Below are 16,306 nucleotides of genomic sequence, written 5' to 3' on the forward strand. Positions count from 1 at the left end.
CCTCAGTGCCCGGCGCCGATGCGCGGATCGAGCCGCGCATAGGCGAGATCGACGACGAAGTTGATCACGATGACCAGCAGCGCGGAGACGAAGACGATGCCCAGCAGGGTGTTCAGGTCGCGCTGCACGACCGAGTCGTAGGCGAGCCGCCCGAGCCCGGGAAGCGCGAACACGCTCTCGACGACCACCGAGCCGCCGAGCATCGCGCCGGCCTGAAGGCCGATCAGCGTGACCATCGGCAGCAGCGCGTTGCGCAGCACGTGGCGCACGACGACGGCGGTCTCGTTCAGGCCCTTGGCGCGCGCGGTGCGCACGAAGTCGAGCGTGAGCACCTCCAGCATCGACGCGCGCATGATCCGCAGGTAGATCGCCAGGAAGATCAGCGCGAGCGTGACCGTGGGCAGCAGCAGGTGGCGGGCGATGTCCAGCACGCGCGCGACGCCGGTGTAGCCGGCGCCGATCGTCTCGAAGCCGCCCGGCGGCAGCCAGGCCAGCCGCACCGCGAACACCACGATGCCCATCAGCCCGAACCAGAAGGACGGCGTGGCGTAGAAGACCAGGCCCAGCGTCGAGATGGCGGTGTCGGGCCACTTGTTGACGCGCCGCGCGGCGATCACGCCCAGCGCCATGCCGGCGGCGAACGCGAAGGACAGCGCGGAGACCATCAGCAGCAGCGTGGCCGGCAGCCGCTCGAGGATCACGTCGACGACCGGCTTGCCGTAGATCGCCGAGTGGCCCAGGTCGAGGCTGACCAGCCGCCACAGGTAGTTGCCCAACTGCACCGCCACCGGCAGGTCGAGCCCGTAGTGGCGGCGCAGCTCCTCGATCATCGCCGCGTCGCCGCCGCCCATCTGCGCGACCAGCGCGTCGACCGTGTCGCCCGGCGCCAGCTGCAGCAGCAGGAAGAGCCCCGCCAGGATGACGAAGAGCGTCGGCAGGCTCGCCGCCAGCCGACGCAGAGCGAGAGAGAGGATCCTCACGTCAGGCGGAGAGCCACAGGTCGTGCCAGCTGCTGGAGATCCAGCGCGGCTGGTTGTGGTGGTTCTGCAGCGACTTGTTGGTCACCGAGATCAGCAGCCGCTCGATCGCCATCCAGAGCGGAATCTCGTCGTTGACCCGCTTGACCCAGTCCGCATACAGCTGGCGCCGCTTCGCCGGATCGGTCTCGAAGGCCGCCGCGTCGATCAGCTTGTCGACCTGGTCCGACTGCCAGCCCCACTGGTTGGTCCAGGGCGCGCCCTTCGGGCTGCCCGAGCGGTACCAGACGGTGGTGGACACCGCCGGGTCGCCGCGATACTGGTGCCAGCCGGTGGCCAGGTCGAAGTTCCAGTCCTTGTAGACGTTGCTGAGGAAGCCGGCCGCGTCGTAGCGGACGATCTCGACGCCGATGCCGACCTGCTGCAGCGACTGCTGGATGAAGGTCGACCAAAGCGTGATGTCCTCGCCCCAGGGAGCAGGCACCAGCCGGATGCTGAAGCGCTTGCCGTCGGCGCCGCGCTTGTAGCCGGCCGCATCGAGCAGGGCCTCGGCCTTCTTCTTGTCGAAGGGATAGGCCGGCGCGTCCTTCGGGAAGAACTTCGGCGAGGAGCTCGGGATCGGCCCCTTCGCGGGCTTGGCGAAGCCGTACAGGAAGTTCTCGCAGAAGAATTCGACGTCGAGCGCGCGCACGATCGCCTCGCGCACCCGACGGTCGGCGAGCTCCTTGCGGCGGAAGTTGAACTCGATCGTGTTCATCACCGCGTTGCCCTCGTTGCCGCGGCTGGACACCTCGAACTTCGGGTCCTTCTTCAGGCGGTCGAGGTCGGCCAGCGGCAGCGCGCCTTCGGCACTGATCTGGATCTGGCCGGACTCGATCGCCGCCACCGCGGCGGCCGGATCGGGAATGAAGCGCCAGACGATCTGGTCGAGGTAGGGGAAGCCCTTGCGCCAGTAGTTCTCGTTGCGCACCGCGATCACGTACTGGCCGCGCTCGTACTTCGAGAACTTGAACGGGCCGGTGCCGATCGGCGCGGTGTTGGCCGGGTTCTCGAGCACGTTGGTGCCCTCGTAGACGTGCTTCGGCGCGATGTAGCCGAGGTCGGACATCGCGCGCAGCATCAGGTCCATCGGCATCGGCCGGGAATAGCGGAACACCGCGGTGTGCGCGTCGGGCGTGTCGACGCCGTCGAGGTAGAGCTGCAGCGCGGTGCCGTAGTTCAGGTGCCTCTTCCACATCTCCATGGCCGTGAACTGGACGTCGGCCGAGGTGAAGGGCTTTCCGTCGTGCCAGTTCACGCCCTGGCGCAGCTTGAAGGTGATCGTCTTGCCGTCGGGCGACGACTCCCACGAGGTGGCCAGCACCGGGTCGGGCTCGCCCTTGGCGTTCAGGTCGACCAGCGGCTCCATGATCTTGCCGCCGACCACGTAGACGCCGGTGGACGCGCGCAGCGCCGGATTCAGGATGCGCTGCTCGCCCTGCATGTGGACGGTGACGGTGCCGCCACGGCGCGGCTCGCCCTTCGCCTGCGCCTGGGCGAGCGCCGGGATGGAGGCGCCCAGCGCGACCGCCGGGCCGGTTTTCAGTGCATCGCGGCGTGTGAAGCTCATGTCGGTTCCCCTTTTCGAGATTCCTGGTCGGCGCCGACCACGGTCGGCGAATCGGACTTTTTACCCCGCTGCCGCGGCGCGTGTCGACGGAATCCGTTCCGCGAATATCGTTATCGGCGCGCTCAACCGGCGCGGAACTCGCGCCGGTCCAGCTGGCGGTAGCGCAGCAGCATCAGCGGCGCGACGCGCCGGGCGAGCGAGTGCAGCGGCAGCGGCGCCGGTTCGGTGAACGGCAGGGCGAGCTCGTTCTCGGGCACGCCGCGGACCGCCTTGGCGAACTCTCCGCCCAGGGCCACCGAAAGGCCGACCGCCCGGCCGTTGCAGCCGGCCCAGGCCCAGGCATCGGGACCGAGCCGGTGGAAGCGCGGCAGGAAGTCGTCGGTCATCCCGACGTAACCGTTCCAGACGTGGTCGAAACGGACCTCGCCGATCTGCGGCCAGAGCCGCTTCAGCCGCTCGCCGATCATCGCCTTCAGCCGCTCCGCCTGGTTGAAGGGCACGATGATCGCGCCGCCGGTCACAAGCCGGTTGCGGGCGTCGTAGCGCGCGAAGTGCAGGTCGCCATGGGTGTCGGACATCGCCTGGCGGCCCGGGATCACCGTGGCCCGCACCGCGTCGGGCAGCGGCAGGGTGGCCATCTGCCACGACAGCACCGGCACCACCTCGCGCGCGATCCGCGGCGCGAGCGCAGGGGCGAACTCGCCGGTGTAGGCATTGGTGGCCAGCACCAGCGCGCGGGCGCGCACCTGCCCGGCGGGCGTTCGGACCAGCCACTGGTCGCCGACCCGAGAGAACGACAGCGCCGGCGACTGCGCGAAGATGCGCCCCCCGGCCTCGACGACGGCGTGCGCGAGCCCGCGCGCCAGCGCGAGCGGATTGACGTGGCCGCCGGTGCGGTTCCAGAAGCCGCCGTGCCAGGCGTCGGAGCCGAGCATCTCGCTCGCCTGGGCGCGGCTGAGCAGCTCGACCGGCGCGCCGCGCTTCGACCATTGCCGCACCCGGCGCTCGGAGATCGCGATGCGTCCCGGGCTGTGCGCGGGCTGCACCCAGCCGGTCTGCTCGGCCTCGGCCACGATCGCGTGCTCGCGGACCGTATCGAACAGGATCGACGCGCAGTCGCGCAGCAGCGCGACGAATCGCTCGCCGGCCTCGCCGTGCTTGGCCTCGATGTCGTCGGGATCGGGCCGGGACAACGTGGGAATCACCTGCCCGTTGTTGCGGCCCGAGGCGCCCCAGCCCGGCTCGGCCGCCTCGACGACTGCGACGTCGACGCCCGACTTGCGCAGGTTCAGCGCGGTGGACAGGCCGGTGAAGCCGGCGCCGATCACGACCGCGTCGGCTTCGACGCTCGCCTCCAGCTTCGGGCAGGCCGGGCCGGGCGGCGCGGTGGCGGCCCAGATCGAACCGTGGTGTGCGGTCGACGGCGCGCGGGCTGCAGCGGACATGTCCGGATTCCTTTTCTCGTTTTCGGGACGACTGCGACGAATCCGGGAATTCTATGCCCTGCCCCGGCCGCCGGCGGCAAGGACACGCGCAGGGATCGACCACCGGCGCTCGGGTACGATTCCCCGATCCGACGACCACTGCGTGCACCGATGAATCCGCGAAGCTGGGAAGCCCAGGCGATCCGAAGGATCGAGGCCGACTTCAACCGCTCGGCCGACACCCACCTGATTCCGGTGCCGCTCCCCGCCTTCCCGGGCGTGCAGCTGTACCTGAAGGACGAGTCCAGCCATCCGACCGGCAGCCTCAAGCACCGTCTGGCGCGCTCGCTGTTCCTGTACGCGCTGTGCAACGGCTGGCTGCACGAGGGCAGCACCGTGGTCGAGGCCTCGTCGGGCTCGACCGCGGTGTCCGAAGCCTACTTCGCGCGCCTGCTTGGCCTGCCCTTCGTGGCGGTGATGCCGCGGACCACCTCGCCCGAGAAGATCGCGGCGATCGAGTTCTACGGCGGACGCTGCCATCTCGTCGACCAGCCCGGGCAGGTCTACGGCGAATCGGAGCGGCTGGCGCGCGAGCTGGGCGGCCACTACATGGACCAGTTCACCTACGCCGAGCGCGCGACCGACTGGCGCAGCAACAACAACATCGCCGAGTCGATCTTCGCGCAGATGGCGCACGAGCCGCACCCGGTGCCGGCATGGATCGTCTGCGGCTGCGGCACCGGCGGCACCACCGCCACGATCGGGCGCTTCATCCGCTACCGCTGCCACCCGACCCGCGTGTGCGCGACCGACCCCGAGAACTCGGTATTCTTCGACGCCTACGCGACCGGCGACGAGGGCCTGCGGCTGGACTGCGGCTCGCGGATCGAGGGCATCGGCCGGCCGCGTGTCGAGCGGTCCTTCGTGCCCGGCGCGATCGACACGATGCTGAAGGTGCCCGACCTGGCGTCGCTGGGCGCGATCCACTACCTGCGCGGCGTGCTCGGCCGGCGCTGCGGCGGCTCCACCGGCACCAACCTGGTCGGCGCGCTGCAGCTCGCCCGCCGGATGCACGAGGCCGGCGAATCGGGCTCGATCGTGGCGATCCTGTGCGACGGCGGCGAGCGCTACGCGCACAGCTACTACAACCCGGACTGGCTGGCGGCCAACGGCTACGACGTCGCGCCGGCGGCGGCGGCAGTGCGCGACTGCGCCGAGCGGGGCCGCACCCTGCCGTGGGAGATCGCCGAAGCCGTCCGGCCGTAACCGGCGGCACCCGCTGCGCCAGCGAGCCGCTGACGCGCGGCCGCGCCTCGCGGGCTCAACTCTGCTCGAATCCGCCGCCGGCGAAGTTCTCGAACTTCGTGTACTGGCCGACGAAGGTCAGCCGCACCGTGCCGATCGGACCGTTGCGCTGCTTGCCGATGATGATCTCGGCCGTGCCCTTGTCGGGCGAATCGGGGTTGTAGACCTCGTCGCGGTAGATGAACAGGATCACGTCCGCGTCCTGCTCGATCGCGCCCGAGTTGTGGCTCACGATTCCGTCGGCCAGCCAGGACGCCGGACCCGGCACGGTCAGGTCGAAGACCTCTTCGTCGCCGTCGGGCTCGATCGCCACGACCCGGTCCCAGAACAGGTCGGAATCGGCCCAGGTGCGCAGCGCGTCGTCGTCGAGCAGCTCGGCATAGTGGCCCAGCGTGGCGCGCGACGGGGCGAATCGGAAGTGAGAGGCGCCGCCGTAAGAGGTGCCGCGCAACGAAGCCATTTCCCGTTGCGTGACGCCGCGATCGCCCATGACCGCGCGCACCTGCGCGAACACCTCGCGAGGAAGCGCGTCGACGTTCGCGTTCGCCCGGGGCACAAGCACCTCGAGTCGCGCGGCCAGTTGCCTCGCAGGCTCGGCGCGAGGCCCGAAGGCCCCGACGCTCGCAAGGAACTCCCGCTGCTGCTCGCTGCCCGACACGTCGACATTCCAGACCGTCCTGCCGGTGGCCGGCTTCATCGCGCGAATGCGGGCCACGATGCCGAAGCGCAGCAGCAGCGCGGCGACGTCGCGCGCCAGCCCTTCGCTCGCGGTCGCGAAGTACACGCGCGCCGCCCCGCGCTGGCCGGCGGGGCGCAAGAGGATGGAGCCGTCGGTGGCCCACAGGTGGCGCAGCAGCAGCGCGACCTGCGCGTTCGACAGGCCGAACACCTCGCCCGGAATCCGCTTCTCGTGCGAGCGCTGGCCGAAGATGCCGAGCTTGCGCAGCCAGGCATTGACGCCCTTGTGATGCCAGCGGTCGCCGTTGCCGGAAATGACCAGTTGGTGCCAGTTGCCGCGGCCCGCATGGCGGGTCACGGTGCAGCCGAAGGACTCCGCCGCTCGCCGTACCGCCTCCGAGTTCTCCTCGGAAGCGGTCGTGTAGCGCATCGGCTGGCCCGACAGGTAGCTGCCGTCGCCGATCATCTGGCCGAGCAGGATCACGTGCTCCTCGGGCCAGACGACGAGCGAGGCCGGTTCCGGTACCCGGCGCGCGAGGGCGATCCGGTCCCCGACCGAGACATCGTCCAGCGTGCGCCATCCCGCGCCGGTGAAGATGCGGTGCCCTGCGGTGGCGCGCAGCGTTCGGCCGCTGGCGAGCGACAGCCTGAAGACCGGCTTGCGCCCGACCGGCCAGACGCGATCGCTGCGGGCCGCAACCACCCGCTGCGACGCGTCCATGGCCAGTACCTCGGGCTCGGCGCCGACCAGGCTCGCGATCGGCGCGCGGCGACCGTCGGCCAGCATGACCAGGGTGTCGCCAGGCACGCACTCCCGAAGGTCGGACATCACCGGCCGCTTGTTCGGCCGCTGCTCGAGCGAGCGGTTCAGCTGCGACAGCGCGATCACCGGGCAGTTCAGCTCCTTGGCCAGCCCCTTCAGGCCGCGCGAGATCTCGGAGATCTCGGTGGCCCGGTTCTCTCCGGACGATGACCCTGCCATCAGCTGCAGGTAGTCGATGATGACCAGGCCGAGCTGGCCGCACTGGCGCGACAGCCTTCGCGCGCGGGCGCGCAGCTCGAGCACGCTGAGCGCCGGCGTCTCGTCGATGAAAAGCTGCGTGTCCTGCATCTTCTGCATCGCGTTGGTCAGCCGCGGCCAGTCGTCTTCGAGCAGCCGTCCGGTGCGCAGCCGCTGCTGGTCGAGCCGTCCCACCGAGCAGACCATCCGCATCGCGAGCTGGGTCGCGCCCATCTCCATCGAGAAGACCGCGACCGGCAAGCCTTGGTCGACCGCGACGTGCTCGCCGATGTTCAGCGAGAACGCGGTGTTGTGCGTGACGACGTAGTCGTCGGTCAGGTAGAGCCGCGACGGATGCGACACCGCGATGCACTGCGCCTGCGCGCGCCGGCTCGGCTCGATCGACACGATCACCGGCTGGCGACGCCGGCTGCGCCCGCCCTGCAGCCGCTCGCACTTCGCGCTCATCAGGAACAGGCTGGCGGGGTCCGGATGTGCGATCGTGCAGACCCAGGCCGGCGCGCCGGGCTTGCGCCGGCCGTCCACCGTGAACGAGGTGCGCTTGCCCCGCACCGTGCACCAGCCGCCCAGCGAGCGAGCCAGTTCCTGCACGTCGCGAGCGAGCCGCTCGCTGGCCGTCGAGAACCGCACGGTGCCCCAGCGCTCGACCCATCCGTCGGTGTCGAGCAGGCCGCGCAGCAGGTCGAGGCGCGCGGCGCGGCTCGCGTCGAGGTAGCAGCGCGGAATGAACTTCGTCGACGAATCGGTGCCCCAGAGCCCGAGCGTCTCGAGCGCGCACCTCAATGGATTGCGTGCCGGCCGGCCAGGCTGCCCGATTCGCCTGGTGATCCGCCAATCCGGCCCGCCGGCCGCCACCAGGGTCAGCGACTCACCGACGCGCTCGCGCATCCGCTCGAGGACGTCGTCGGCGACGTTCGAGAACCCGACCGAGGTCCCGTTGAGGTTGCCGTCGCCGATCAGCGCGCCGAGCACCCACGGATCGACCGGCAGCGGATCACGATGGCCGAAGTCGCCCGATGGCATGTCGATCCACAGCCGCCGCTGGTAGCGGCGCTCGCCGAGCAATTCGCGCAATTCGGCGAGCGTCAGCGTGCGGGGCGCGCTCCACGCGCGATGATGAACCGTCCAGAGATGCTCGTCGCAGCACTCGGCGCCGCGGCCGTCGGAGAAGGTGACACGCCAGATCTGCCGCTCGCCCTGTGGGTAGACGGCAGTGACGATCGAGGGTGCGCCGTCGACCGAGGCGAGCGCGTCGCCGACCGCGAGCTCGCCCATCGTCTTCCACCCTGAAGGCGTGCGAACCCGTGCGTCGAGCGGCTGGGCCTTGCCCATCGACGGGCGACCGGCCACGATGATCAGGTCGCCCTGCTGCAGGCCGGAGGTCATCCGGTCGAGGTCGACGAACCCGGTCGGCACGCCGGTCACATCGTTCGGGTTGTTCTGGTTGTACAGCTCGTCGATCCGCTCGACGACCTTTCCGAGGAGGTCGGGCAGCTGGTGGAAGCCGGCCTGGCCGCGCGAGCCCTCTTCCGAGATCTGGAAGATCCTCGATTCGGCCTGGTCGAGCAGCTGGCGGGTGTCCTTGCCCTGCGGGTTCAGCGCGGCCGACGAGATCTCGTCAGCCGTGGAAATCAGCCGGCGCAGGATGCCGCGGTCGCGAACGATCTCGGCGTAGCGCCGGATGTTGGCCGCCGACGGCGTCTCCTGGGCGAGCGCGTTCAGGTAGACCAGCCCGCCCGCCTCGTCGGCCTTGCCGGCGTTCTGCAGCGCCTCCAGCACGGTGACCACGTCGGCCGGCTGGCCGCGCTCGATCAGCCGCGCCACCTGGTGCCAGATCAGCCGGTGGTCGTGGCGGTAGAAGTCGTCCTCGCGCAGCACGTCGGCCACGCGGTCGAAGGCGTTGTTGTCGAGCAGCAGCCCGCCGAGCACCGCCTGCTCGGCCTCGATCGAATGCGGCGGCACGCGCAGCGCGGCGATCTGCGGGTCGAGGGGCGCTCGGCTTTCGGGAACGGATGACATCGGGATCGGGCTGGCCGCGAAGAGGATCGATGTTAGAGCAAATTCACCGGGCGCGATGTCAGGGAGCGGAACCTTCGCGCGCCGTCACGCGGCAGGGCCTTGCGACGGCCCGGAAAGACGAACGGGGCGCCGAAGCGCCCCGTCGTCAGGTGCCGTCCGGGCCGCGAAGCTCGCGGGGAGGACCGGCTCGCCGGCGGCAGGCCGCCGCCGGCGCAGGGATCAGGCGGTCTCGCCGATCACCGTGACCTTGATGTTGGCCAGCACGTCGGTGTGCAGCGCCACCTCGACCTCGTACTCGCCGATCGCCTTGAGCGGGCCGTTGGGCATGCGCACCATGGCCTTCTCGACCGCGGCGAAGCCCTTCTTCTTAAGGGCCTCGGCGATGTCGAAGTTGCCGACCGAGCCGAACAGGCGGCCGTCGACGCCGGCCTTCTCGGTGATCTCGACCGCCAGGCCCTCGAGCTGCTGGCCCATCGCCTGCGCGGCGGCCAGCTTGTCGGCCTGGATCTTCTCGAGTTCGGCGCGGCGCGCCTCGAATTCCTGGATCGCGGCCTGGGTAGCGCGCCGCGCCTTGCCGGTCGGGATCAGGAAGTTGCGGGCGTAGCCGTCTTTCACCCGGACGACGTCGCCGAGCTGGCCGAGGTTCACGACCTTTTCGAGCAGGATGATCTGCATGTTCTCGTTCTCCCGCGGCTCAGTGGTTGTCGGTGAACGGCAGCAGGGCGAGGAAGCGCGCGCGCTTGATCGCGACCTGCAGCTGGCGCTGGTAGCGCGCCTTGGTGCCCGTGAGACGGGCCGGGATGATCTTGCCGGTGTCGGTGATGAAGTCCTTCAGCAGGTCGACGTCCTTGTAGTCGATCTGCTCGATCTTCTCGGCCGTGAACCGGCAGAACTTCTTGCGCTTGAACAGCGCGGCCTGCGCCGGACGGCGCGTTTTCTTGTCCTTGGAACCACGACGGGCAAAAGCCATTTCAGTACCCCTGTCAATTCGATGTCGGTTCGAGTTCGGCGAAGCGGGTCACGTGGAGCACCAGCGTCTTCGACAGCTTGCGGCGCGGCGCGAGAAAGCCGAACGCCGCGATCGCCTGGCCGAGCCTCAGGCCGTCGGCGCGCTGCGCGGCCGGCCCGGAAAAGCTCAGTGCGATGTCGAATTCCACCTGCCTGCGTTGCCCCGCCTGGGTCACCTCGCTGCGGTGCGCGAGCCTTGCGTCGAGGATCGGGATGCCCGCCGGCGTGTAGCGCAGCGTTTCCCTGCCGACCAGTTCGCCCGTGAGGCGGATCTCGTTGGCCGGATCGATCGTGGATCCCGCCCGAGATTCGCTGCCTGGGCCTTGCTGGCGCCCCGTCACTCGGTCATGCCGCGCGGCAGCCTGGCGACCTTTCGCGTCAACCCTGTTGCGGCTCGGAAACGGCCTTGCGGGCCTCTTCCTTCTGGATCTGCTTGAGCATCGGCGAAGCGCCGGTCTCGGCCTTCTTCATCGACACGACCAGATGGCGCAGCACGGCGTCGTTGAAGCGGAAGGCGTGCTCGAGCTCATCGAGCGTGGGCTGGCCGCACTCGATGTTCATCAGCACATAATGCGCCTTGGCCATCTTCTGGATCGGGTAGGTGAGCTGGCGGCGGCCCCAGTCTTCGAGGCGGTGCAGCTTGCCTTCCTGGCTCTCGACCAGCGTCTTGTAACGCTCGATCATTGCCGGAACCTGCTCGCTCTGATCGGGATGCACGATCAGCACGATTTCGTAATGACGCATCGTTTCTCCTTGTATTCGCACGAACGCTGCACCCGCTCAAAGGGGACGCCCAAACCATAAGAGGACGCCCAAAGAGAAAGCCCGACTAGGACACCGAATACCGGCGCCCGGGCAGGGTGCGACGCGCTGTGCCTCGTGGACAAAGGCCGCCGGCGACAAGCGTCGATTCACCGTGCGGCGAGGAACCCGAAATAATAGCGGATGAACCGAGATTTCTCAAGCCTGACGGCCCGGCACCACCGGGCCGGCCGCACCCGGGGCCGGGCCAGGTGATCGCCTGGCTCGTCCGGGGCGTGCTGGCCGCCCAGTTGCTGGCGGCGCTGGCGGTCGGCTGGTGGCTGGCCGAGCGGGCGGGCTGGCCGGCCTGGGCGGCGGCGCTCGCCGGGGCGGCGGTTCCGCCCTTCTCCCATGCCTGGACGATCGGCATGCAGTCGCTGGCCGGGGCCTGGCATCGCGCGGGGTCGGCCCCGCCAGCCGGGGGGCCCGTGGCGGCGGTCCGCGCCTGGCTGGGCGAGACCGCGGCCTCGATTCGCAGCTTCGCGCTGCTGATGCCCTGGTCGGGCGACGCGCCGCTGCCCTCTGGCGCCGATCCCCGGCGGGTGCCGATCGTCCTGGTGCACGGCTACTTCTGCAACCGGGCAGTGTGGCGCCCGCTGGCCGGCTGGCTGGCCACGCGCGGCCACCCGCTGGAAGGCGTGAACCTCGAGCCGCCGTTCGCCGCGATCGACGACTACCTGCCGACGCTCGAGCAGGCGGTCGAGCGCCTGCGGGCCCGCACCGGCGCGGCGCGGGTCGCGCTGGTCGGGCACAGCATGGGCGGCATCGTGATCCGGGCCTGGATCGCGCGCCACGGCCACGACCGGGTCGCCGGCGTCGTGACGCTGGGCAGCCCGCACCAGGGCACCTGGAGCGCCCGGTTCGGGATCGGCCGCAACGTCGCCCAGATGCGCGCGGGCAGCCCCTGGCTCCGCTCGCTGGAGGCCTCGGAGTCGCCGCAGGCCAGGGCGCTGTTCACGGTGATCCTGACCCTTCACGACAACATCGTGATGCCGCAGGCGGCCCAGACGCTGGCCGGAGCCCGCCTGCACGTGATCGCGGGCGTCGGGCACATGTCGCTCGCGCAGTCGCCGGCCGTGCGCCCCGTGTTGGCCGAGGCGCTGGCGCGGGCCGAGTCCGCGCGATGACCGGCAAGGCGCCCCGGCGGACCCGCGAGCGGATCCTCGAACGCTCGCTGGCGCTGTTCAACGAGCTCGGCGAGCCGGGCGTCACCGTGGCGGCGATCGCCGAGGACCTGCGGATCAGTCCCGGCAATCTCTACTACCACTTCGCGAACAAGGAAGAGATCGTCACCGCCCTGTTCGCGCGCTTCGACACGCGGATCGGCGCGCTGCTCGACGAGGCCGGGCGCCGCGAGATCCGGCTGGAGGACGTCGCGCCCTTCCTGAAGCTGCTGTTCGAGGCGATCTGGGACTACCGCTTCGTCTACCGCGACATCAACGACCTGCTGTCGCGCCATCGTTCGCTCGAGCTCGGCCTGCAGGCGATCGTCGCACGCAAGACCGAAGCCGCCGCGATGCTGTGCAGGGTGCTCGCCGAAGACGGCGAGTTGTCCGCCACGCCCGACGAGGTCTCGGCCCTGACCACGAACCTGGTCGTGGTGGCCACCGGCTGGCTGCCCTTCGAGTACATCGGCGGCGCGCGCCGCTTCGGGGACCCCGGCTTCGCGCGGGCGTCGATCGAGCGCGGCGTCGGCCAGCTGCTCGCGCTGCTGCGCCCCTGGCTGTCGGAGAGCGGCCGGCGCCGTCTGGACAGGGCAAGGAACGACGGCTAGGATTCTTTGTATACAGAATCCAGAGGCCACGATGATCCGCCCGCTCGTTCCCGAGCCCGACCTCGTCGACAAGGCGCATGCGTCGCTGCTCGAGGCGATCCTCTCCGGCGAGCTCGAGCCGGGTCGGCGCTACACGCAGGAAGCGCTGGCCGAGCGGCTCGGCGTCTCCCGCCAGCCGGTCATCCAGGCGCTGCGGCTGCTTCGGATGCAGGGGCTGATCGTAGACACCGCCAACCGTCGCGGCGTCGAGGTCGCGCCGCTCGACGAAGCCTTCGTCGGCTGGCTGTACGAGCTTCGCGCCGCGCTCGACGCCGCGGCCGCGCGGGCCGCCGCCCGCGCGCCGCGCCCCGAGCTTCGCGCCGAAGGCGCCGCGATCCTGCGCGAGGGCCGCGCCGCCGCGGCCGCCGGCGACCTCGAAGCGCTGGTGCGCGCCGACCTGCGCTTTCACCTGTTCGTCTACGAAGCGGCGGGCAACCCGCTGCTGCTCGAGACCGCCCGCCAGCACTGGCACCACACCCGGCGCGCGATGAGCGCCTACGTGCGGCGCGCCGGACCGATGCGCAAGGTGTGGGCCGAGCACGCGGCGATCCTCGAAGCGATCGTCGCCGGCGATGCCGAGCGAGCGGCCCGGCTGTCGCACGACCATGCGGCCAACTCGGTCAGGCAACTGCTGGCGGCCCCCCGGGAGGGGCCTGCCGAGGCCGAAGCCGGCCGCTCGACCCGGCTCGGGCGCCCCGCCGCCTGAGCCTCCACCAACGACAACGAGGAGACCCACATGAAACTGAGCCCCGAACAGCTCGCGCAATTCGAGCGCGACGGCTACCTGTTCTTTCCGTCGCTGTTCAGCCCCGAGGAAATGAAGGTGCTGCTCGACGAGGTGCCGAAGATCTACGCCGAGCACCGGCCCGAGATCGTCCGCGAGAAGGACGGCGTGACGCCGCGCACCAGCTTCGCGGCGCACACCTACAACGACGCCTTCGCCAAGCTGGGCCGGCATCCGCGCATGGTCGAGCCGGTCACCCAGATCTTCGGCGAAGACGTCTACATGCACCAGTTCAAGATCAACGGCAAGCAGGCCTTCGACGGCGACGTCTGGCAGTGGCACCAGGACTACGGCACCTGGCAGCGCGACGACGGCATGCCCGAGCCGCGCGCGATGAACGTGGCGATCTTCCTCGACGAGGTCAACGAGTTCAACGGCCCGCTGTACTTCATTCCCGGCTCGCACCGCGAAGGCGTCGTCGAGGCCGGCCACGACGTGACCACCACCAGCTATCCGCTGTGGACGCTGGACAACGCGAAGGTGTCCGAGCTGGTCGCGCGCGGCGGCATCGTCGCGCCGAAGGGCCCGCCCGGGTCGATGATGATCTTCCACGGCTGCCTGGTGCACGGCTCGCCGTCGAACATGAGCCCGTGGAACCGCGTGATCGTCTACCTGAGCCTGTGCGCGGTGTCGAACCACATCACGCAGTTCAAGCGCCCCGACTACATCGCGCACCGCGACTTCACGCCGATCCAGTGCCTGCCGGACGACTGCCTGCTGCGCGACGACGTCCGCGGCCTGCCCTGGCCTACGGCCGCGCGGGCGGCTTGACTGGCCGCCGCACCGAACGTGAGTCGCCCGTTTTCTCTTGGCGAGCCTCGCGCGGGCTGGCTGGCGAGGCGCCGCGCTTTCCGCTCCGGGTGCTGCGGCCCCGCTGCGCGGGGCTTCCCTCGCCTTCCTCGTCCGCGGCGGGTCGGGCGCAACTCGCGGGCCTACCGGCCCGCTCAGACAGCGCCCTCCCTGATCGCCGCTCCCTTCGGAAGCGCTCGGCTTGCACAAGGAGCGGAAAGCGCGGCGCCTCGCCAGCCAGCCGGACACGTCATTGAAGCGCGAAAACGGGAAGCTCCGATCCGCTCCCGCGCGCGGCCGACACCACTGCGCCCGAGCCTCAGCCAGCCGAAGTGCAGGGCGCTTCCGGATGCCACAACGCGCGGAGGTCGGCACAATTCATCCAACCGTGAAGCCAGGACGCATCGAGTGCCGGCGTGCGGGCGAGGCCCGTCGTTTCGCGCCCTTGTGCAAGCCGAGTGCTTCCGAAGGGAGCGCGGGAGAAGGCGCGCAGCCTGTCTGAGCCCGCGAAGCGGGCGAGTTCTGCGCGCCCCCGCGCGGACGAGGAAGACGAGGGAAGCCCCGCGCAGCGGGGCCGCAGCACCCGGGCGCGAAACGACGGGCCTCGCCCGCACGTCGGCACCCGCACCGTCACCAAGAAGAGGAAGAAGAAGTTGAACCTGCACCGCATGCTCCAGAAGCGCGCCGCCGACGGCAACCCGATCCGCATCGGCCTGATCGGCGCCGGCAAGTTCGGATCGATGTACCTGTCGCAGGTCCGGCGCACGCCGGGCATGCACCTGGTCGGCGTCGCCGACCTGTCGCCGCCCCGCGCGAAGGCCGCGCTCAAGCGCGTCGGCTGGCCGGCTGCGGCGCTCGGCGCGCGCAGCCTGGCCGATGCGGCGAAGAAGGGCACCACGCACGTGCTCGACGACGCGTTCGCGATGATCGCGAGCCCGCACGTGGACCTGGTCATCGACGCGACCGGCCATCCGTCGGCCGGCATCGCGCACGTGCTGGCCTGCTGCGAGCACGGCAAGCACGTCGTGATGGTCAACGTCGAGGCCGACGCGCTGGCCGGCCCGCTGCTCGCCAGGAAGGCGCGCGAGGCGGGCATCGTGTACTCGCTCGCCTACGGCGACCAGCCGGCGCTGATCTGCGAGATGGTCGACTGGGCGCGCGCCGCCGGCTTCGAGGTGGTGGCCGCGGGCAAGGGCACGAAGTACCTGCCCGAGTACCACGCGTCGACGCCGGCCACGGTCTGGCCGCACTACGGCATCAGCCCCGAGGACGCGAAGGCCGGCGGAATGAACCCGCAGATGTTCAACTCATTCCTCGACGGCACGAAGTCGGCGATCGAGATGGCGGCAGTGGCCAACGCCACCGGCCTGACGCCCGCGCCGCAGGGGCTGGAGTTCCCGCCCTGCGGCGTCGACGACCTGGCGCACGTGCTGCGCCCGGCGGCCGAGGGCGGGCACCTGCACCACCGCGGCCAGGTCGAGGTGATCTCCAGCGTGGAGCGCGACGGCCGGCCGGTGTTCCGCGACCTGCGCTGGGGCGTGTACGTGACCTTCGCCGGCGACTCGGACTACGTGCGCCGTTGCTTCAGGGAGTACGGGCTGGTCACCGACAAGACCGGCAACTACACCGCGATGTACAAGCCCTACCACCTGATCGGGCTCGAGCTCGGCATCTCGGTGGCCTCGGCGGGGCTGCGCGGCGAACCCACCGGCGCGCCCGAGGCGTGGCACGGCGACGTGGTGGCGACCGCCAAGCGCGACCTGAAGGCCGGCGAGACGCTCGACGGCGAAGGCGGGTTCACCGTCTACGGCAAGCTGATGCCGGCCGCCGACTCGCTGGCCGTGGGCGGGCTGCCGCTGGGCCTGGCGCACGGCGTGAAGCTCAAGCGCGCGGTGAAGGCGGGCCAGCCGGTCCGCTGGGCCGACGTGGCCTTCGACGCGAACGCGCCGGCGGTGAAGTTCCGACGCGAGATGGAGAAGATCTTCGCGAAGAAGGGGAAGGCTGCGCGCAAGTGAGGCCCGACGCGGGTCGCGGCGAGAGGCCCCCCGGCGGCCCGGTATCCGGGGAAGGATCGCGCG

General features: G+C 70.4%; 14 protein-coding genes. 6 read left to right on the forward strand and 8 right to left on the reverse strand.

Annotation, left to right across the window (positions count from 1 at the left end):
- Positions 1 to 2: 2 nt before the first annotated feature.
- From M6I34_RS16505 to M6I34_RS16515, 3 genes are all read right to left on the reverse strand, one after another.
- Complete coding sequence (locus M6I34_RS16505) at positions 3 to 980, reverse strand: ABC transporter permease (RefSeq protein WP_272486904.1); 978 nt, start codon at positions 978 to 980, stop codon at positions 3 to 5.
- A 1-nt stretch (position 981) separates the two neighbouring features.
- The gene (locus M6I34_RS16510; RefSeq protein WP_272486905.1) at positions 982 to 2,586 is read right to left on the reverse strand and encodes an ABC transporter substrate-binding protein; all 1,605 of its coding nucleotides are present in this window, start codon (positions 2,584 to 2,586) and stop codon (positions 982 to 984) included.
- A gap of 122 nt (positions 2,587 to 2,708) precedes the next feature.
- On the reverse strand, positions 2,709 to 4,031 hold the full coding sequence (locus M6I34_RS16515) for an NAD(P)/FAD-dependent oxidoreductase (RefSeq protein ID WP_272486906.1): 1,323 nt from the start codon (positions 4,029 to 4,031) through the stop codon (positions 2,709 to 2,711).
- Between the two features lie 150 nt (positions 4,032 to 4,181).
- Between M6I34_RS16515 and M6I34_RS16520 the strand changes: the two genes are divergently transcribed.
- Entirely contained in the window at positions 4,182 to 5,276 is a 1,095-nt protein-coding gene (locus M6I34_RS16520) for a PLP-dependent cysteine synthase family protein (protein ID WP_272486907.1), read from the forward strand.
- Between the two features lie 55 nt (positions 5,277 to 5,331).
- Here M6I34_RS16520 and dnaB read toward each other — a convergent pair whose 3' ends face one another.
- From dnaB to rpsF, 5 genes are all read right to left on the reverse strand, one after another.
- Positions 5,332 to 9,033, reverse strand: coding sequence for a replicative DNA helicase (dnaB, locus tag M6I34_RS16525; protein ID WP_272486908.1), 3,702 nt, complete (start codon positions 9,031 to 9,033; stop codon positions 5,332 to 5,334).
- 219 nt (positions 9,034 to 9,252) lie between these two features.
- A complete protein-coding gene (gene rplI, locus M6I34_RS16530; RefSeq protein ID WP_272486909.1) occupies positions 9,253 to 9,708 on the reverse strand; it encodes a 50S ribosomal protein L9 in 456 nt (151 codons plus the stop codon).
- A gap of 19 nt (positions 9,709 to 9,727) precedes the next feature.
- Positions 9,728 to 10,003, reverse strand: coding sequence for a 30S ribosomal protein S18 (rpsR, locus tag M6I34_RS16535; protein WP_272486910.1), 276 nt, complete (start codon positions 10,001 to 10,003; stop codon positions 9,728 to 9,730).
- A 13-nt stretch (positions 10,004 to 10,016) separates the two neighbouring features.
- Positions 10,017 to 10,382 carry a primosomal replication protein N gene (priB, locus tag M6I34_RS16540; protein ID WP_272486911.1) on the reverse strand — a complete coding sequence of 122 codons (366 nt, stop codon included), beginning with the start codon at positions 10,380 to 10,382 and terminating at the stop codon, positions 10,017 to 10,019.
- 37 nt (positions 10,383 to 10,419) lie between these two features.
- Complete coding sequence (gene rpsF, locus M6I34_RS16545; protein WP_272486912.1) at positions 10,420 to 10,785, reverse strand: 30S ribosomal protein S6; 366 nt, start codon at positions 10,783 to 10,785, stop codon at positions 10,420 to 10,422.
- A 269-nt stretch (positions 10,786 to 11,054) separates the two neighbouring features.
- Between rpsF and M6I34_RS16550 the strand changes: the two genes are divergently transcribed.
- From M6I34_RS16550 to M6I34_RS16570, 5 genes are all read left to right on the forward strand, one after another.
- The gene (locus M6I34_RS16550) at positions 11,055 to 11,969 is read left to right on the forward strand and encodes an esterase/lipase family protein (protein ID WP_272486913.1); all 915 of its coding nucleotides are present in this window, start codon (positions 11,055 to 11,057) and stop codon (positions 11,967 to 11,969) included.
- Positions 11,966 to 12,616, forward strand: coding sequence for a TetR/AcrR family transcriptional regulator (locus M6I34_RS16555; protein WP_272486914.1), 651 nt, complete (start codon positions 11,966 to 11,968; stop codon positions 12,614 to 12,616). The genes M6I34_RS16550 and M6I34_RS16555 overlap by 4 nt, the downstream gene beginning before the upstream one ends.
- A gap of 31 nt (positions 12,617 to 12,647) precedes the next feature.
- Positions 12,648 to 13,361, forward strand: a complete 714-nt coding sequence (locus tag M6I34_RS16560) for a GntR family transcriptional regulator (RefSeq protein WP_272486915.1) — start codon at positions 12,648 to 12,650, stop codon at positions 13,359 to 13,361.
- 30 nt (positions 13,362 to 13,391) lie between these two features.
- On the forward strand, positions 13,392 to 14,210 hold the full coding sequence (locus M6I34_RS16565) for a phytanoyl-CoA dioxygenase family protein (RefSeq protein ID WP_272486916.1): 819 nt from the start codon (positions 13,392 to 13,394) through the stop codon (positions 14,208 to 14,210).
- A 671-nt stretch (positions 14,211 to 14,881) separates the two neighbouring features.
- Positions 14,882 to 16,243 (forward strand): NAD(P)H-dependent oxidoreductase, encoded by a 1,362-nt coding sequence (locus M6I34_RS16570; protein WP_272486917.1) that lies wholly within the window; start codon positions 14,882 to 14,884, stop codon positions 16,241 to 16,243.
- Positions 16,244 to 16,306 lie beyond the last annotated feature (63 nt).

The sequence above is a fragment of the Zeimonas sediminis genome (genome assembly GCF_023721795.1).
Lineage (GTDB): Bacteria > Pseudomonadota > Gammaproteobacteria > Burkholderiales > Burkholderiaceae_E > Zeimonas > Zeimonas sediminis.